This is a genomic window from Actinopolymorpha pittospori, from assembly GCF_014873875.1.
In the GTDB taxonomy this organism is placed as follows: Bacteria; Actinomycetota; Actinomycetes; order Propionibacteriales; family Actinopolymorphaceae; genus Actinopolymorpha; species Actinopolymorpha pittospori.
The window spans coordinates 7,956,629-7,974,403 of record NZ_JADBEM010000001.1 but is presented as its reverse complement, the minus strand read 5'-3'; the positions used below and the strand labels follow the sequence as shown (position 1 = coordinate 7,974,403).

16 protein-coding genes are annotated in these 17,775 nt (G+C 71.8%); 8 read left to right on the top strand and 8 right to left on the bottom strand.

Annotated features, from left to right (window positions below; all coding sequences use genetic code 11):
• Window positions 1-148: 148 nt before the first annotated feature.
• Window positions 149-928, bottom strand: a complete 780-nt coding sequence (locus HEB94_RS37080; RefSeq protein WP_192754163.1) for a class I SAM-dependent methyltransferase — start codon at window positions 926-928, stop codon at window positions 149-151.
• Between the two features lie 98 nt (window positions 929-1,026).
• Here HEB94_RS37080 and HEB94_RS53880 point away from each other — a divergent pair, with 98 nt between their 5' ends.
• The 3 genes from HEB94_RS53880 (at window position 1,027) to HEB94_RS37065 (ending at window position 3,198) form a co-directional block, all read left to right on the top strand.
• Entirely contained in the window at window positions 1,027-2,211 is a 1,185-nt protein-coding gene (locus HEB94_RS53880; RefSeq protein ID WP_192754162.1) for an FAD-dependent oxidoreductase, read from the top strand.
• Window positions 2,208-2,594, top strand: a complete 387-nt coding sequence (locus tag HEB94_RS37070) for an Rv2175c family DNA-binding protein (protein WP_337918178.1) — start codon at window positions 2,208-2,210, stop codon at window positions 2,592-2,594. The genes HEB94_RS53880 and HEB94_RS37070 overlap by 4 nt, the downstream gene beginning before the upstream one ends.
• Before the next feature lie 178 nt (window positions 2,595-2,772).
• Window positions 2,773-3,198, top strand: coding sequence for a barstar family protein (locus HEB94_RS37065; RefSeq protein ID WP_192754161.1), 426 nt, complete (start codon window positions 2,773-2,775; stop codon window positions 3,196-3,198).
• Between the two features lie 26 nt (window positions 3,199-3,224).
• Here HEB94_RS37065 and HEB94_RS37060 read toward each other — a convergent pair whose 3' ends face one another.
• A complete protein-coding gene (locus tag HEB94_RS37060; protein ID WP_337918177.1) occupies window positions 3,225-4,337 on the bottom strand; it encodes a polyprenyl synthetase family protein in 1,113 nt (370 codons plus the stop codon).
• A gap of 48 nt (window positions 4,338-4,385) precedes the next feature.
• Here HEB94_RS37060 and metF point away from each other — a divergent pair, with 48 nt between their 5' ends.
• The gene (gene metF, locus HEB94_RS37055) at window positions 4,386-5,315 is read left to right on the top strand and encodes a methylenetetrahydrofolate reductase [NAD(P)H] (protein ID WP_192754160.1); all 930 of its coding nucleotides are present in this window, start codon (window positions 4,386-4,388) and stop codon (window positions 5,313-5,315) included.
• Window positions 5,316-5,347: 32 nt separating this feature from the next.
• On the opposite strand, the gene HEB94_RS37050 is transcribed toward metF, so the two are convergent.
• From HEB94_RS37050 to HEB94_RS37040, 3 genes are all read right to left on the bottom strand, one after another.
• The gene (locus tag HEB94_RS37050; protein WP_192754159.1) at window positions 5,348-6,688 is read right to left on the bottom strand and encodes an FAD-dependent oxidoreductase; all 1,341 of its coding nucleotides are present in this window, start codon (window positions 6,686-6,688) and stop codon (window positions 5,348-5,350) included.
• A gap of 38 nt (window positions 6,689-6,726) precedes the next feature.
• On the bottom strand, window positions 6,727-7,320 hold the full coding sequence (locus HEB94_RS37045) for a DUF4126 family protein (protein WP_192754158.1): 594 nt from the start codon (window positions 7,318-7,320) through the stop codon (window positions 6,727-6,729).
• A 422-nt stretch (window positions 7,321-7,742) separates the two neighbouring features.
• The gene (locus HEB94_RS37040) at window positions 7,743-9,242 is read right to left on the bottom strand and encodes an MFS transporter (protein WP_192754157.1); all 1,500 of its coding nucleotides are present in this window, start codon (window positions 9,240-9,242) and stop codon (window positions 7,743-7,745) included.
• Between the two features lie 717 nt (window positions 9,243-9,959).
• On the opposite strand from HEB94_RS37040, the gene HEB94_RS37035 reads away from it, so the two are divergent.
• The 4 genes from HEB94_RS37035 to HEB94_RS37020 all read left to right on the top strand — a co-directional run bounded on the left by HEB94_RS37035 (window position 9,960) and on the right by HEB94_RS37020 (window position 12,373).
• Window positions 9,960-10,259 (top strand): hypothetical protein, encoded by a 300-nt coding sequence (locus tag HEB94_RS37035; protein WP_192754156.1) that lies wholly within the window; start codon window positions 9,960-9,962, stop codon window positions 10,257-10,259.
• Window positions 10,260-10,280: 21 nt separating this feature from the next.
• Window positions 10,281-10,775 carry an SAV_6107 family HEPN domain-containing protein gene (locus HEB94_RS37030; protein WP_192754155.1) on the top strand — a complete coding sequence of 165 codons (495 nt, stop codon included), beginning with the start codon at window positions 10,281-10,283 and terminating at the stop codon, window positions 10,773-10,775.
• A 124-nt stretch (window positions 10,776-10,899) separates the two neighbouring features.
• Window positions 10,900-11,709: a methyltransferase domain-containing protein gene (locus HEB94_RS37025; protein WP_192754154.1), complete on the top strand. Its 810-nt coding sequence runs from the start codon at window positions 10,900-10,902 to the stop codon at window positions 11,707-11,709.
• A gap of 214 nt (window positions 11,710-11,923) precedes the next feature.
• The gene (locus HEB94_RS37020; protein ID WP_192754153.1) at window positions 11,924-12,373 is read left to right on the top strand and encodes a DUF3040 domain-containing protein; all 450 of its coding nucleotides are present in this window, start codon (window positions 11,924-11,926) and stop codon (window positions 12,371-12,373) included.
• Window positions 12,374-12,737: 364 nt separating this feature from the next.
• On the opposite strand, the gene HEB94_RS37015 is transcribed toward HEB94_RS37020, so the two are convergent.
• From HEB94_RS37015 to HEB94_RS37005, 3 genes are read right to left on the bottom strand one after another with little or no spacing between them, the layout of a single operon-like run.
• Window positions 12,738-15,092: a transglutaminaseTgpA domain-containing protein gene (locus tag HEB94_RS37015; RefSeq protein WP_192754152.1), complete on the bottom strand. Its 2,355-nt coding sequence runs from the start codon at window positions 15,090-15,092 to the stop codon at window positions 12,738-12,740.
• On the bottom strand, window positions 15,089-16,531 hold the full coding sequence (locus tag HEB94_RS37010; protein ID WP_192754151.1) for a DUF58 domain-containing protein: 1,443 nt from the start codon (window positions 16,529-16,531) through the stop codon (window positions 15,089-15,091). Before HEB94_RS37010 ends, HEB94_RS37015 begins: the two co-directional genes overlap by 4 nt.
• 5 nt (window positions 16,532-16,536) lie before the next feature.
• Window positions 16,537-17,559, bottom strand: a complete 1,023-nt coding sequence (locus HEB94_RS37005; RefSeq protein ID WP_202896755.1) for an AAA family ATPase — start codon at window positions 17,557-17,559, stop codon at window positions 16,537-16,539.
• Window positions 17,560-17,775: the final 216 nt, after the last annotated feature.

Genomic DNA, 17,775 nt, shown 5'->3' with positions numbered 1-17,775 from the left:
CTGTCACCCGGCGTAGGGGCGTCCGATGCCGGCGTGACCCTGGCGGCGGTTCAGGGACGGGGTCCAGTCGACGTCAACCGGGGTGTGCGACGGAGTTCAGGGGACTGGCTCGGGGAGCTGGTTCAGGGGACTGGTTCAGGGGACTGGTTCAGGCGGCGGCGAGGAGAATACCGGTGTGCGCGGTCAGCCGGAAGGCGCCGGTGCGATCGATGTCGGCCCGGATGCGGCGTTCGGCGGCTGAGAGATAGTCGGCCCAGGTCAGGCCGGTGGGCAGGGCGCGGGCGTGGTGGCCCCTGGTGCTGTGCAGATAGGCGAGCACCGGCTCCGCGTCGGGTACGACGAGCTCGGACCGGCGTTCGACGACCGTGCAGGCACCGAACACCTCCCGCACCAGCTCGGCGCCGTCCTCCAGGGTGAACCGCTCGTCGACCTTCGGGTATGGCGGCGGGTCCGCGACGCCGAGGTCACGCAGGGCGGCGGCCCGCAGGTCCGCCCACTCGGGCTTGTCGGCGCGCCCGTTGGTGCTGGCGAGGAACCGCCCGCCGGGCCGGAGCACCCGTCGTAGTTCGCGGACCGCGGCACGGACGTCGGTCGCGTAGTAGAGCATGTGCATCGCGAGAGTCGCGCCGGCACGACCGTCGGCGAACGGCAGCCGGTCCACCTCGCCGACGACCTCCGGTGCCAGACCGGCCGCGAGGTCGACCGGGATCACCCACACCTCCGGCCGCGCCGCCCGCAGCGCCCCGGTGTAGCCGCCGGCGCCCCAGCCCACGTCGAGGACGGGCCCGTCGACCTCTCCCAGCCGGTCGAGGGCGAGCTGGACCAGATCGACGCGAGGACGCTGCCAGGCATAGATCGCGATCCGCGCCGAGAGCCGGGAACCGTCGGCGTACTCCTGCCCGGTGAGCACCGCGTGATCCACGGTCATCGTCGCAGGATAGGGCGTTCCCGATCGATCCTGAGCCAGGACGGACAGCGTGATCCAGGAGGAACGGGGAGGATCGGCCACGGTCTAGGGTGCGAGTCGTGGAACGAGTTGTCGTGGTGGGTGCCGGCCTGGCCGGCCTGCGGACGGTCATCGCCCTGCGGGACCTGGGTTACGCAGGCGAGCTGACCATGCTGGGAGCCGAGCCGTACGCGCCCTACGACCGGCCGCCGCTGTCGAAGGCCATCCTGGTGGGGAAGAGCGACGGTTCGTCACTGCCGTTCGATCCCGCCGGTCTCAAGGTCGACTTCCGCGCCGCCGTCCGTGCGACCGGCCTGCGCGAGGGCACGCTCGAGACCGACGCCGGCGACCTCGGATACGACGGCCTGATCCTCGCCACCGGCGCCGAACCCGTCCGCCTCCCCGGCGAGGGCGCCCGCTACCTGCGAACGCGCGACGACGCCCTCGCTCTTCGCGCCGCGCTGGTACCCGACGCGTCCGTCGTGATCGTCGGCGCGGGCTGGATTGGAGCGGAGGTCGCCACCGCGGCGCGCGGGCACGGCTGCCGGGTGACGGTGGTCGAACAGGCCTCGACCCCCGTCTCCCACGCCCTTCCACCCGAGGTCGCCCGGCACCTCGCGCCCTGGTATGCCGAGGCGGGAGCGGAGCTGCTCCTCGGCGAGCGGGTCGCCGCCGTCCATCCGGACGCGGTCGATCTCGCCGACGGGCGCCGGCTCGCCGCCGACGTCGTGGTCGTCGGGGTGGGAGTCCGCCCGGCGACCGGCTGGCTCACCGGTTCGGGGCTCGACCTCGCGGGCGGTGTCGCCGTCGGAGCGGATCTGCGTGCGAGCCTGCCCGGCGTCCTCGCCGTCGGTGACGTCGCCGCGCGCTGGTCTCCCCGGTACGACGCCCGGATCCGGGGCGAGCACTGGGACGACGCGCTGAGAGGACCCCTCGTCGCCGCCACCAACCTGGCCGGCGGGGACGCGACCTACGACCCGGTGCCGTACGTCTGGAGTGAGCAGTTCGGGCGGATGGTCCAGTACGCCGGGCTCTCGGCCGCCGGGGCGCGGTGGGTCTGGCGCGGCGACCCCTCCGCTGACGCCCGCTGGTCTGTGTTCTCGCTCACGCTCGACAACCGGATCGCGGCGCTGTTGGCGGTCGATCAACCGCGTGACTTCGTTCAGGGCCGCCGCTTGGCGGACTCCGGCGCCGTGATCGACCCCGTACTCCTCGCGAACCCAACGGTTAGCGTGAAGATGTCCGTGGCAGGCTCTGCAGAGTGAGCAAGAACGAACCAACAACGCCGACGATGCCGACTGACCTCGATGCCCTCGTACCGGAGTGGCTGACGGTGCCCGAGGTGGCCGAACGCCTCGGGGTCAACGTCAGCCGGGTTCGCCAGCTGCTGCGTGAGGGAGAGCTTCTCGCCGTACCCCACGGTGAGCGGGGCGCTCCGCACGTCCCGGCCGCGTTCCTCACCGAGGACCGGGTGCTCAAGGGACTCACCGGCACCATCACCGTCCTCCACGACGCCGGCTTCGGGCCGGTCGAGGCGGTCCGCTGGCTGTTCATGCCCGACGACGGTCTGGAGACCACGCCGATCGACGCGCTGGTCGGCAACCGCATCAAGGAAGTACGCCGGCAGGCCCAGGTGCTCGCCTTCTAGGACAGGTCCGGCCACGTCCCCGGACCTGCCCCGGTAGGCGCCACACGAACACACCCCCGACACGGCCGGGCCCTGCGAAGGACCAGCCCCGGCCTGCCGCGGATCGGGACCGAGAGGCGGGTGGGTCGATCGTGCCCGCGCCGCTTCCTCGGCCCGGAACGCTCGAAAGGAGTCGGCGATGTCGCAGCTCGACATGCTGCTCGCCGGTGAACGCACACCGGGTGTCTACCAGTGGCTCTCGGCGCCGATCGCCGGGAAGGTGAAGGCGGTGGTGGAGGACGCCTCCTGGCGCTTCGTCGCCATGGACACCACCACGGTCGTCGACAAGGCGGGCCTGCTCGACGCGGTCGCGAAGACGTTCGGTTTCCCGGCCTACTACGGACGGAACTTCGACGTCTTCGCCGACTCCCTCTCCGACGTCCACGACGACGACGGCGTGCTCGTCTGGTGGGAGGGGTGGGCCGGGTTGGCCGCGCTCAACCCCCAGGCGACGGCCATGGCGCTGGAGGCGTTCGCCGCCCGTGCGGCGGACGTCGAGGCGAGCACCTTCGTCGTGATCCTCGCCGGAACAGGACCCGAACTCGACGTTCCGACGTTCGACTAGGACAGCCTGGGCGGCGGCGCCCGGTCTCAGCCGGTCCGGTCGGTGGCGGCGCGGGCCAGACGCGCGAGCGCGTCCCGAGCGCCCTCGTCAGCGAGGGGTGCCCGGGCCAGGGCCTGCGACGCCTGCGCGGTGAGGTCGGAGATCATGCGTTCGACGGCCGCCAGCGCGCCGGAGGCGACGATGATCTCGCGTAGCTCGGCCACGCCCTGGGAGCCGGTGGCGGGGTCGCCGAACCACCGTTCGAACCTGCGTACCTGCGCGGGTGTGGCGGCCTCCAGCGCCTCGGCGGCGAGCACCGTCCGCTTGCCCTCCCGCAGGTCGTCACCGGCGGGCTTGCCGGTCACCGTCGGGTCACCGAAGACGCCGAGGATGTCGTCGCGTAGCTGGAACGCCTCACCGAGAGGCAGACCGTAGGCGGAGTACGCCGAGAGCAGGTCTGGTCTGGCACCGGCGAGCGCCCCACCGAGGTGCAGTGGGCGTTCGACGGTGTACTTCGCGCTCTTGTACCTCACCACCCGCATCGCGCGCGGCAGCGAGGTGCTCCCGGACGCCTGGGTCACCAGGTCGAGGTACTGCCCCGCCATCACCTCGGTGCGCATCGTGTCGAAGTAGCCGAACGCCGGAAGCAGGCGGTCCGGCGGCAGCCCGCAACCGCGGAGCATCTCGTCGGACCAGCACAGGCACAGGTCACCGAGCAGCAGCGCGCCGCCGAGCCCGAACCGCTCCGCCGGCCCTTCCCAGCCCCGTTCGCCGTGTAACGTCGCGAACCGCTTGTGGACGGCCGGCCGGCCGCGACGGGTGTCGGAGTCGTCCATCACGTCGTCGTGGACGAGCGCCGCGGCCTGGAGCAGCTCCAGCGCGGCGGCGGCCACGATCATGCGCGTGTCGTCGGGCTCACCGCCGGCACCCCGCCAGCCCCAGTAGGCGAACGCGGGCCGCAGCCGCTTGCCCCCGGAGATCAGGTCGACCACGAAGTCGAGCTGGACCACGAGGTCCTCGTCGATGGTCGCCAGCTCGGTGGCCCGCTGCCGGAGGAAGTCCTCCAACGCCCGGTCGACGTCGGTCCGCAGTCCGGGGAGATCCAGACCGGGTACGGCGGGCTCGGGGTCCTCACGATGCGTGTGCGTCTTTTCCTGCACGCGCGTCAGCCTAGACGGGGCCACATCCCGGACCGATAGCCTGGGCGCATGGCTCTTGGACCGCCGTCCACCAGTCCCCGCGCGTCCACGACGATCCGTGAGCTGCTCTCAGGGGGCGATCTTTCCTATTCGTTCGAGTTCTTCCCGCCCAAGACCGACCAGGGCGAGGTCCAGCTGTGGCGGGCGATCCGCGAGCTGGAGCCGTTGGCGCCAACGTTCGTCTCGGTGACCTACGGCGCCGGAGGCTCCACCCGCGACCGCACGGTCCGGATCATCGGCCGGATCGCCGCCGACACGACCCTGACCCCCGTCGCCCACCTCACCTGCGTGGGGCACTCACGGGCCGAACTCCGTTCGGTGATCGGCGCCTACGCCGACGCCGGCGTTCGCAACATCCTGGCGCTGCGCGGTGACCCCGAAGGGGGTCCCGGGATGCCGTGGGTCCGGCACCCGGAGGGCTTCGACCATGCCGACGAGCTGGTCTCCCTGGTCCGCGAACTCGGCGACTTCTGCGTCGGCGTCGCGGCGTTCCCGGAGGGACATCCGGAGGCGGTCAGCCTGGACGCGGACGCGGAGTTCCTGGCCCGCAAGGCCACCTCGGGCGCCGACTTCGCCGTGACGCAGTTCTTCTTCGACGCCGACGACTACTTCGCGCTGCTCGAACGCGCCGACCGGTTCGCCTGCGAGATCCCGATCATCCCGGGCATCATGCCGGTCACCAACGTCAAGCAGATCCAGCGGTTCGCCGCCCTGTCGGGCGCGGCTTTCCCGACCGACCTGGCCGACCGGCTGATGGCGGTCGAGGACGACCCGGCCGCCGTCCGCGCGATCGGGGTCGAGGTGGCCACCGACCTGTGTCTCAAGCTGCTGGCCGGGGGAGCACCGGGCCTGCACTTCTACACCCTCAACCGGTCGACCGCGACGCGGGAGATCTACGCCAACGTGGCGGGGGCTCCGCGGTCCCGGGGCGTCTCCTAGCGTCCGGCTCGCCAGGCGGTTCGCCGTCCGCGCTAGGCCTTGCCGACCTGCTCGGCGACCGCGGCGGCACCGAGGAAGACGTACGGCACGCCCGGCCCCGGATGTGCCGTCGCCCCCACCACGAACAACCCACGCACCGCGGTCCGGTTCGTGGGGACGCCGAGACCGCGCCACGCGCCTCGCCAGCGGGGACCGTACGACGTTGCCGGACCCTCGACCCGGACGGTGATCCGGCTGCGTAGGTCCAGGCCACGTCCGGCGAGCACCTCGACAGGGTCGCGTCCGCCGAGGTCGCCCCGCACGCTCACGGTCACCGCGCGGTGACCGGCCGGTGCGGCCGAGGGGTCCTCGGGTGCTCGGACGACCAGGGCCGGGTCGCCGGACCCGGGCGACCCGTGCAGGACCGTCTCGGCCGGCATCGGGTCGCCTCCGGAGTCCCGTAGCCCCAGCAGGACGGGGAAGGCCGCGGGCGCGAGCCGGATCCGGCGTGTCTGCTTCCGCAGCGGCCCGGGAGGGCGGGGCAGCAGCGTGTCGGTAAGGGCGCGGAGGTCGACGTCGGTGACGACGACGTCCGCCGCCACCTCCTCGCCGTTCGCGAGTCGGACGCCGGTGACCCTGTCCACCTCGGTGGTCACCTCGACGACCTCCGCGCCGAGCCGCACCGCGACGCCGCGTTCGGCGAGTCTCGTACCGAGAGCCCGGGCCAGCCCGGCGAAGCCGCCCGGGCAGCTCCACAGGCCGAAGGTGCGTTCGACGTAGGCCGCCACCGCGGTGAAGGCCGGCGCCCGCGCCGGGTCGGAACCCTCCGGCAACGCGGCGTACTCCAGGATCTGCACGGCACGCGGATCGGACAGCCGCGCCCGGCCGAAGGAGCGCAGCGAGCGCGGGAGGCCGAGCGCCCGCAGCCCGCCGATGCCGAGATCGCGGGCGCCGCCGAACGGCACCTCCAACGCCTGGGTTCGCAGCAGCTCCCAGGTCTGGGTGAGGCCGTCGACGGTGGCCTCCCAGGAGGCCGCCGCGGCGGGTCCGAGGTGCTCCTCCAGGGCCTGCCGCTGACCGGCCCGGCTCGCCACCGGGAGGTCGAGCACCGTGCCGTCGGCGAAGACGTGGCGGCGCGGACTGGTCACCGGCGTGAGGTCGAGGACGCGTTCGAGTGGACGGCCGGACTTGCGGAACAGGTCGCGGACCGTGGCGGGCAGGGTCATGGCGGCGGGTCCCGCGTCCCAGCGGAACCCGTCCTGGGTCACGTCGCGGACGGCTCCGCCGAGGTGCGGTGACGACTCGTAGAGGCTGACGTCGTGGCCAAGCTTCGCGAGGCGGGCCGCCGCCGCGAGCCCGCCGAGTCCACCACCGACCACCACCACCCGCGCCACAACCGCTGGAGCCTAGCGTTCCCGTGGGTCCGGAGCCGTCAGGGCTGCTCGAGTGCCTGGTGGCGGCGTTCCCGCCAACGGCGATACCCGCGTCGGACCCGGCGGGTCAGCAGCAGGGTGAGGAGGGCGCCGCCGCCGAGGAGCCCCGCCGCGATGCCGAACGCCGTCCACGGCTGGAGCACCGCGAGCGTCACGGCGCCGGCCACCGAGAAGTCCTCCGCGAGGCTGACGACGATGTTGCTCGCGGGCTCCGGTGAGGTGTTGACGGCGAGGCGCAGCCCGGACTTGACGGCGTGACTTCCCAGGGCGGTCGTCCCCGCGATGGTCGCCGACAGGGCCTGCTCGAGGCTGGAGGCATCGCCCGCGAGCAGCAGGCCGAGGATCGCTCCGACCGTTGGCCGGATCGCGGTGGAGATGGCGTCCCAACCGGAGTCGACGTAGGGGATCTTGTCGGCCACGAACTCCAGCGCGAACAACCCGCCGGCGGCGATCAGGACGTCGGTGCGCTGCAGGGCGGCCGGCATGCCGTCGATGCCGCCGAACCGGCCGAGGAGACCGAGCAGCAGGACGGTCGCGTAGGCGTTGACCCCGCTCGCCCAACCACTCGTGAAGACCAGCGGAAGAAGATCCACTCCGGCCTCCTCTCGGTCGGGTCGCGCCGTGCTTCCTCTCGGGTGTCAGTGTCGCCCACCGGGTCGTACGGCAACCGGCCCGGCCCGGTTCGCCGGAGCGCCTTGAGTGGTGTCGCACGGTAGGTGTTCCAGGTGCTCAGGAAGTCCCGGTCGCGAGGAGTCACGGGTACCTAGCTGGGAATGAGTAGGACGCCGGATGCTCGGCCGGCCCCTCACGGGCCAGGATTTCTTCATCGCGTTCGCGGCCTGGCCAGCCGGTGGACGCCAGACCGCGACGGTAGTCCTGGCCCGGACGTGCCGTCGTGGAGCAACGCCGGTCCGGGTGGGCCCCCACGGGGGTGGGGCCCACCCGAGCGGCGTTCATTCGATTCTCGGGCCCCTTGCGCTGATCGGTCGTCGATCAGTCGCTGCCCGGTCGATGATCAGCCGATGGCCGTACGCCGACCCGATCCGTCCGACTCCGCGGTGTGGCGGGTTGATCGCCGTCTCCTCGCCGAAGTGGGCCGGCCGGTACGCCGCGGCGAAGGTCGTTCGGTACGCGGCTCCGCGCGTGTCGGTTCCCGCCCCTCCTGCGTCTCGACCGGCCCAGCGTCCCGGACGAGCGACTGCCCGGACGTCGGCGACTCCGTGCTGACGGGGCCCGGTTTCGGCCGGGACGAGGCCGGAGCTCCGGACTGTCGCTCCCCGTGCGATCGAGAACGCCTCCCACGCCGGCCGTGGGGAGATCCGAGCCAGGCGACCGCGCACACGGCGACGCTGGCGGCCACGCCCGAGCAGACGAGGACCGTCCGGATCGAGGCGGCCTCGGCGACCACGCCGGCCAGGAGCAGCGCGAGAGCCTGGCCGACCTGGAGGAGGGTGTTGGCGAACCCGATCACCCGACCGCGCGCCTCCTGGGCGACCACCCCGACGATCGTGGCCTGCAGATGGGCGACGTGCCCCATCGCCACACCGGCCAGGACCAGCTCCGCGATCACCAGCATGGGGACCGGCGCGAGGCCCACGGCGGCGACGCAGACGCCGACGCCGACCGAGAACGGGATGAGGATGCGCTCCCGGCGGTGCTCCGACATCCGGCCGACGACGAGGAGGCCGACCGCACTGCCGAGCGGGGCCGCGGCCAGGAACACCCCCGCGGCTTGGTGACCGAGTCCGAGATCCTCGGCCAGCGGGATGGCGAGCCCTTCCGCGGTGGCGAGGACGGTCGGCCCGAGGAACAACAACCAGAGCAGCGTCGGCAGCCGGTCGGTGTCGCGGACGACGCGGAGTCCCTCCCACGTGTCCCGGATGAGGTGGGGCCGGTGGCCACCGGTCTTCGCGGGCGCCGGTCGGCGAACGACGAACGTCACGAGCAACGCGGCGGAGAGTGCGTACGTCACGGCGTTCAGGAGAAGCGAGGGCTGCGCCCCGACGGAGGCGACGACGAAGCCACCCACGACGAACCCGGCGACCTGGACGACCTGCTGGCTGGTGGCGACCAGTGCGTTGCCGGCCGCGAACCGGTCGCCGGGCAGGACGTCGGCGAGGATCGCCATCCGCGCGGCGCCGAACGGCACCCGGAAGAACTCCACTAGGAGCAGCAGGCCGAGGGCGACCTCGACCCGTGGGTGCCCGAGCGCGATGGCCGCGGTGAGAACCCCGCGGGCGATGTCACAGGCGATCAGCAGCTGGCGGCGAGGTAGGCGGTCGGCCAGCGTGGAGAGGAACGGTCCTCCCAGGACGCCGGGCAGGTAGGAGACCGCGAAGGTCGCGGCCGCGAGGGCCGGAGAGTTGGTCTGGTCGTAGACGAGGGCCGCGAGGGCGAACCTCCCGAGCTGGCTGCCGGTGCGCGACAGGACGTCCGCGACGAAGAGCCCGGTGAACTCCCGGTCTCGGAACACACCGCGGTAGCCCGTGCTGGGGGACCCGTCGGTGGGCTTCACAAACCGCATCATGCCGCAACTTAGACACGATGGGTGGCGTAATCGTCACAGAAAATCACCAACGGTCGACGGTTGGTCGCTCGGAGCGCCTTCTGGCCATGCCTTCTCCTTGCCGCCTCTTCGCCGGCCGGGCTTCCGTCTCCTCGTCCCGAACCGTCGCCCCGAACCGTCCCCCCGAACCGTCGTCACGGTCGAGTGTCGGTGGTGGCCGAGACACTGGGAGGCGTGATCGAGAACGACGTGATCGCCGTGGTCCCAGTCGCCGCCTGGGGCGGCGTACGGGGCGACGTGCGGTTGGTCGCGGCGGTCCGCGGCGAGCTCGCACCGGGCCGGGCTCCGTCCACGTCGGAGCCTCGCTGGCGGGTGGCCCTTCGCGGATCGGCGATCACGAAAACGGTCCATGTGGCCATGGGGCGGGGTGTGTTGACGTCCGCGAGTCGCTCGACTAGCTTGTCCCGTAGCTCGAACATATGTTCGAGGCTCGCTCGAGTGGGGTGGTCCGGTCCCACGCCTCGGGTGGCCAGTCTGGCGAGGCAGCTCGTCCCTGTCGCGCCGGATTGCCGTGGGCTCCGGGCGGGATGCGCAGGGGCAGGGGAAGGCATCCCGCCCGGTCCGGCATCAGGACTCGGCCATGGCTCGGCGGCATCGCCGACGCCCGGGTCGATCGAGGGAAGTTCGTTCACAGGACGGTTGAGACAAGGCGAGCGAGGTGATCCGATGACCTGCCGATCGAGTCGAGGCACCGCGGTGGCGGCCACAGCCGCTCCGGGGGAGGAGTGGCGCGCCCGGCTCTGGCTCGCGGGCGATGGTTTCACCTGCTGGGTCGAGGTGGGCAGCTGTTGGCCGGCGCTGCGCGGGCGGCACCGCTGGCCGGGTGCGAATGCTCGTTGGCGCGTCGGCGAAGCCGACGTCGCCGGCTCCCCGGCCGGTTCCATGGCCACCACCATGGCCGGGGTTTCCGCGGGAGCCCAGCGCACCCGGGTCGTCGCAGTCCCGGCACCGGTCGAGGTGCCCTGAGCCAACCGGAAGGACTTTCTCATGCGGACACAACGGAGCACGTCGTTCCAGGCGCCCCTCGGGCCGAGCGTCTTCGTGTCTCTCGAGCGCGCTCGGGCCTCGCTCGCCGAGGCGCGGATGGCCGCAACGCCTGCCGAACGCTACGCGGCAGCGCATGTCGCCGCGCTCCGCACCGCGGCAGCTGTGCTCGCCGCGCGGGCGCGACCGTCGCCGCGTCGTGGGCAGCGCGACGCCTGGACCCTCCTGACGCGGGTGGCGCCAGAGCTTGGGGAGTGGTCGGCGTTCTTCGCGGCGGGCGCGGGCAAGCGGGCCGCCGCTGAGGCCGGCCTGTCCGGAGCGGTGACCGTTCGCGAAGCCGACGACCTGCTGCGGGACGCCGACCGCTTCCTCGTGGTGGTCGAAGCCCTGCTGGAGCTCCCTCACCAACAGGCCCTCCCGCACCACAGTGACCCGGGCGAGCACGGCCACCCCGGTTACGACGCTCTGCGCTCCCGGGACCCCGGCGCCGCCGCCTGACGTCGGCGACCGCGCCGGGGGAGGGCCGGGCGAAGGCTCCGCCGGCACTGGCACCGGCCTTTCCGGCACCGGCACGGGTCACGCCCTAGGCTGGGCCCGTCAACCAGCCCTGAGGAGGCCGTCCGTGCCGGAGCGCAGCCTGAGCGCCGCAGGTCCACCCGGAGGTTCGTCCAACGAGCCGACGAGTGGAGCGGTGGGCGGACACCGACGGTCCGTGCGCAGCGAGGTGCTCTGGCGCCTGGTGCGCGGAGCCCTCGACGACCAGGCGGCGGCTTCCGAGCATGCCGCTCTCGAGGTCGTCGACGCCGGCGGCGGCACCGGTCACCTCGCTGTACCCATCGCCCTGCTGGGGCACCGGGTGACTGTCGTCGACCCGAGCCCGGACTCCCTGGCCGCCCTCGAACGCCGGGCGGCCGAGGCGCAGGTCACCCACCGCGTTCGCGCGATCCAGGGCGACGCCGTGGGGCTGCGGGAGATCGTGGGGGAGGCCTCGACGGACGTCGTCCTGTGCCACAGCGTCCTGGAGGTCGTCGACGACCCGCTGGTCGCGATGCAGGCGATGGCGGCCGTGCTGCGCCCCGGTGGCGCGCTCAGTCTGGTCGCGGCCAATCGCTACGCGGCCGTCCTGGCCAAGGTGCTCGGCGGGCACCTCGACCAGGCGCGTGCGGCGTTGGACGAGCCAGAGGGCCTTCCGGCCCCCGACCAGACCCCGCGCCGGTTCACGGCCGAGCAGCTCAGGCAGTTGGCCGAAGACGTCGGGCTCGTGGTGGTCGCCGAACGTGGTGTCCGCGTTTTTGCCGATTTGGTCCCATCGGCGCTGGCTGACGAACCTGGGGCCGCCGCCGCCCTACTCGACCTGGAAGCGCGTGCATCGGTGCATCCGAAGTTTCGTGCGCTGTCGACCCAGATTCACCTCTTGGCCCGTCATCCCTGACCGTCTGAGAGGCTTGCTCGGCAATCTCAGGTACGGTGTCTTTCGGGAAGCATCGTTTCGAACGTTGCCATGCGGACAGAGGTCGTCTCAGCCGACTTTTGGAGGCCGGTAACGTCGAACGTGCAAGGTCGGCTACCGTGCCGTTCCCAGCCTGCCTAGACTGCAGCTAGGCCGTTTAGAGATCGAAACACGGCAGTGTCCCGTTGGAGGTCAGGTGCCTCTCTCCGACCACGAGCAGCGACTGCTCGAGCAGATGGAGCGGGCCCTTGCCGCCGAGGACCCGAAGCTGGCCTCGGCGTTGCGGGGGGTCGATCTGCGCACCCGGCAGCGCCGTCGCGCTGTCATCGGCGCCGCCGTGTTCATTGTGGGCATGGTGATGATGCTCGGCGGCGCGATCATGATGACGACCGGGCAGAGCGTCGGCGGCTACATCGCCGTCAGCGTGCTCGGTTTCCTCGTCATGCTGGTGTCCGCTTACTACGTCGCGACCAGCTTGCGGCATATGCCAGCCGCCGGCGAAGCGCCCAAGGTGGTCCCCTTACGTGGCCGGACCCCTGCGCGCGGGGGTCCGCGGCCCAGAGCAAGAAACAAGACCAAACCCAGCGGCACCTTCATGCAGCGCATGGAAGAGCGCTGGCGGCGCCGGCGCGAGACCGGCTTCTAGGTCGCGCCCCCGACCGTTCGTGGTTCGACGACCGCGGGTCCCTCGTTCCGAGTGACCCGCGGTGTTCGTTGTCTGACGGGCGTACGCACCCGCGTGGAACGAGCACCGCACTCCCGTACTCCCTCCCCGTCGCAGCGGTCCTGGGTGGCCCCTGGCGCGGTTGGTAGGGCACCGGGTAGGGGCGGACGACAGGACGGCGTCGCGCACCGAGACGCTTCCGAGGAACGCATGTCGATGAGCGGGGGCCGCTGAAGTCCTTCGCGTAAGCCGTCGACGAGCTGGCCGGCAGACCGAAACGACGAGCTGGCCGACAGACCGACAGGGCCCTCGACCGCGTGAGGTCGAGGGCCCTGACGTGTGGTTTTCAGCGGCCGCCGGCGACGCGTTCCCGACGCATCCGCTGGGTCAGCCGCGGACCCACGCCGTTGGCGCGGTCGAGCAGGTCCGCGACCGGCGACCAGAGCATGGGCAGCCGCCGCCACAGCGAGGCCGGGAGTACCCACGCGAGGATCCGCCGCGCACGTGACGCACGCGCACGCAGGGCCTTGGTCACGGTGTCGACGAAGGCGTGTACCTCGGTGACGTCGCCCGGGTCGGGGGCGTAACGGTTTCGCTCCACGGTGTCGACGAGTTGCCGCAGAGCGGGTTGTGCCGACTCCGGAAGTCGTGCGCCGAGTCTCGCGCCGGCGGCCCGGGGAGTCGTCGCGTTGTCCCAGCTCACGCCGAGGTCGGTCGTCACGTCGGACAGCTCGCGCCAGGCGGCTTCGACCAGGCGACCCGGATCACGCTGCGACAACCGCCTTCTGCGGATGCCCACCCGGACCAGACACGGCACCAGCGCGAGGAGCAGGATGACGCCGACGGTGATGAACGGGATGGGGTTGAAGCCCGAGCCGACCGGAGTCTGGGTGGCGGGACCGAGCGGGTCCATCTGGCCCGGGATCGGAGCCGGCGACGAGGACTGCTGGCGGTTCTGCTGCGGGTCCTGGGGGTTGTCACGCTGGTCGGGTATCGGCACGGTCGGCGTGGTCGAGTCCGGCACCGTCCAGGCCGGTGCGACACCCGTCTGGGACTGTGGTGTGGGCTCAAAGCGCACCCAGCCGTAGCCCGCGAAGTACAGCTCCGGCCACGCGTGCGAGTCGTGCGCGGTGACGAGCCAGCGACCGTCGGGCTGTCGCGTCCCCGGCATGTAGCCGACGCCGACCCGGGCCGGGATGCCGAGGGAGCGCGCCATGATGGCCATCGTGGCGGCGAACTGCTCGCAGTAGCCCCGCTTGTCGGCGAGGAACTCCAACATGGCCGACCCGCCGTGGCCCGGCTGGACGTTGAGGTCGTAGATGAAGTCGTTGCGAAACCACCGCTGCAACGCCACGGCCTTGTCGTAGGCGTTGGTCGCCTTGGACGTTTCCGACCGGGCGAGGCTGATCACCTGGCGGGGAATGTCTGGAGGCAGCTTGGTGTAGCGGTCGAAGACGGCGGCCGGCGCGGGTCCGGCGGCCTGGAGCTCGGTGGGGGTGAGTCCGACCTCGAGGCTCGTGACGTCGAAGTCCAGGCCGGCCGAGCTCTGGCCACGGATCACGATGTCGAGGGTCTCGGGGTCGTAGCCCCAGTCGACCGGTGTCTTCACCGCGCTGGCGGGATACGGCGTGGGCAGCCAGCGTGACTGCAGCGCGTCGGTCACCTCGAACTGCGAGGTCACCCGCGTGCGAGGAACGTTCGGCTGGAGTCCGGGCGGGTTGGGCAGCCGGGCGAAGTCCGAGCGGGAGCTCGTGACGTTGCTGACGCTGCGCGGAGAGGGCCGCCAGTACTCCCCGTCGAAGTCATCGAGGGTCACGAGCTTGATGTAGTCGGGCGTGTTGGTGTCCGTGCGGTAGCTCATGACCGGCACGTCCTGCGGCAGCTTCAGGTCGCGTTTCAGGTCGACGATCGGGTTGTCCACCTTGATCGTGCGTCCCGCGGTGCCGATGCCGTTGCCCTCGCCCTGGCCGAGGACGCTCTCCGGCAGTGCGGGCAGCAGGGCGGGTACGACGACCGCGAGACCGATCACCGCGGCGCTCACCCGCCGGCCCGTCTGTCCGACGACGGAGGTACCGGGGGACTCCTGCGGCCCGGCCACGTCGTCGGCGATACCGATGACCCGACCCCAGCGGCCGAGGCGGTCTCGTCCCTCGCTGACGAGGAGTACGACGTAACCGACGGCGGCGGGGATGAACGCGAGGGCGGAGACTCCGCCGGAGACCGTCGTGGCGGGGATGCTGTAGAGCAGGAGCAGCGGCAGTCCGGCCCACGGTGTCAGCCGGAACGTCGCCGCGAGGGTGTCGACGGCAATTGCCACCAGGCCGATACCGAGGGCGGTGACCATCACGAGGTCGGCGTCGTAGGGGACTGGCGCGGCGTAGCGCACGACGATGAGCAGACCGTCGTTGATCCGCTCGATGAGCGCCTGCACCGACTCCCCGCTCGGCAGGACGCCGAACCGCAGGTCCTGGTTGGCGTAGACCAGGACGAAGGCCCAGCCGAGGGCGGCCAACTGCCCGACCGGGACCAGGAGCCGTGGGGTGCCGAGTCGCCGCAGGGTGAAGCCGACGATCGCGGTGAAGAGGATCACCAGGGCGGTCGAGCTCAACCATTCCTGGCCGTTGTAGGCGGGGATCAGCGCGAGCGAGGCGAGGAACGTGGCGAGGAGCCCGGCGATGGTCCTTCGCAGTGCTCCGCTCACGAGGCTCGACCTCCAAGGAACTCGTCGTCTGGTACGGACGCGCTGGTGTCCGGGGGCCGCGTCGACGCGGCGAAGCCGTTGGGTGACTCGGCGCCGGGGCTGAGGTCGGCGGACGGATCTCGGCCCGACGGTGCCGCTCCGGCCGCCACCGGAGTGCCCCCGGCCGCGCCGGCCGCTCCGTCGCCGAGCATGAGCTGGGCCCAGACGGAGGGAACGGAGGCGCCCGCCTTGGCGACGGCCACCTTCCACCCGCCACGCCGCAGCATCTGGACGCTCTCCGCGAGCTGGTCGGCGATCTCCTGCGGGGAGCGCTCCTTGCTCATGGCCCACGACGGCGAGTCGAGGACGATGGCGAGGCCGGTCGTGGAGCGCTGGCGAAGCCGCACCAGGGCCTGCGCCTCGGCCGGGCTGAGAACGCCGAGCACCGCGATGAGCAGTCCGTGCGAACCATCGTGGGAGAGGGTCAGGGAAGCGTGGGTCAGCTGTCCGACGGAGGAGGGTCCGACGACCGCGAGGGCGTCGAGCAGCAGACCCTCGGCGTCGACCGACGCTCCGGACTCGCGAGCCGTCGCCGTGACCGCCGCGCCCGCGTCGGTCACGAGCCGGACGGAGAACCCGCGTCGCAACACGTGGGCGCCGATCGAGGCGGTGCCACTCACCGCCCACTCGAACGAAGAAGCCGGACCGCTGCCACGATGGCCGATCCGGCGGGTGTCGAGGAACAGCGTCGCCCGACTCTGCCAGGGCTGTTCCTCGCGCCGCACCATCAACTCTCCACGGCGGGCGCTGGACCGCCAGTGCACCCGGCGCAGGTCGTCACCGTCACGGTATTCGCGGACAGTGACGTCCTCCTCGCCGTCGGCGGAGACGGCGCGTGAGCTGTGTTCGCCGCTCGTCGCCCATTCCCCGCCCACCCTGGTCGAGGGGAGCGCGTGTACCTCCGGCGTGACCAGCAGGGCGTCCTGCGCCCGAAAGGACCGGGTGAGTTCGACGAGCCCGAACGGGTCGGTGACGCGCAGTGTCAGTGGGCCGATCGGAAAACGTCCGCGGACGTCGGACCGCACCGGGTACTCGACGTCGCGCCGCCAGCGCGCGGACATGCGGTCGAGGACGAAACGTGGCCTGGTGCCGAGGAGGTAGGGCACCTGGTCCTCGAGCAGAAGGAGGCCGGTGGGCATGCGGCCGACATTCTCCAGGCGCAGCCGCACCACGGCGGGCTGGCCGACCGGCACCCGCACCGGGTGGATGGACCGGGACGCCGCGATGCGGTAGCGGGTGCGGGTGACGACGAGCGCGGTGACGATCGGGAGGGCGACGAGGAACACCGCCACCCTGAGCAGGTCCTTCTGCCCGAGGGCGAGGGCGCAGACCGCCGCGGCGACACCCGCGGCCAGGAATGCACGGCCGCGGGTGGTGAGGGATGAGAGCCGCCCTCGCATCCGGGTCACCGGTTGCGGCGCTGCGGGTCGGGTACCGGCACGGTGCGGACCAGGTCGGCGACGACCTGTTCTGCCGTACGACGTGCGATCTGCGCCTCGGCGGCGGGGAGCAGCCGGTGGGCGAGGACGGGGATGGCCAGCGCCTGCAGGTCGTCGGGGAGCACGTACTCACGGTCGTCGAGCGCCGCTGCCGCCCGCGCCGCGCGGATCAGGTGCAGGGTGGCGCGGGGCGAGGCGCCGAGGCGGAGGTCGGGTGAGTGTCGCGTCGCGGTGACGAGGGCGATGGCGTACTCCTTCACCGCGGGTGCGACGTAAACCCCCTGGACGATGTCGACCAGCTTGGCGACCTCGCGGGAGTCGGTGACGGGCTCGAGGTCGTCCAGGGGCGAGCTGGCGCCGTGGCTGTCGAGCATCTCGAGTTCGGCCTGCGCGCTCGGGTAGCCCATCGAGACCCGGGCCATGAACCGGTCGCGCTGCGCCTCCGGCAGCGGGTAGGTGCCCTCCATCTCGATGGGGTTCTGCGTCGCGATGACCATGAACGGCGCTTCGAGGGGGTACGTCGTGCCGTCGACGGTGACCTGGCGCTCCTCCATGCACTCGAGGAGGGCGGACTGGGTCTTGGGCGATGCCCGGTTGATCTCGTCGCCGACCACGATGTTGGCGAAGATGCCGCCCGGCCGGAACTCGAAGTCGTGCGTCTCCTGGTTGTAAACAGAGACGCCGGTCACATCGCTCGGGAGCAGGTCCGGCGTGAACTGCACGCGACGGACGGTGCAGTCGATCGAACGCGCCAGTGCCTTGGCGAGCATCGTCTTGCCGACGCCGGGCACGTCCTCGATGAGGAGGTGACCTTCCGCGAGCAGGACTGTCAGCGCGACCCTGACGACGTCGGCCTTGCCCTCAATCACGCTCTGGACGGCGTCGCGCACGCGGGCGGCCGTCTGGGCGAGATAAGGAAAATCAGCCGCCGGAGCCCACCGCTCCTCTGGTCGCCTTGTCGGCTCGGTTGTCGGGCCGGTCGACACCATGGCCTCCCTCACCACCAGGGCCGCTGCTGCCGAAGCGGCGTGTTGGGTCTGAGTCTCTCAGGTTCGAGCAGTGCACGGGATGGTGGTTCGCAACAGCTGACCAGGGCCGCGTCGCGTCCTCCCGCCAGACGCGGACACGGGTCCCAGATCATGTCGTCCTTACCGCCGCAGGGGATGGCCGGGTGTCTCACATATGACGACGAGCGCGAGCCGAGC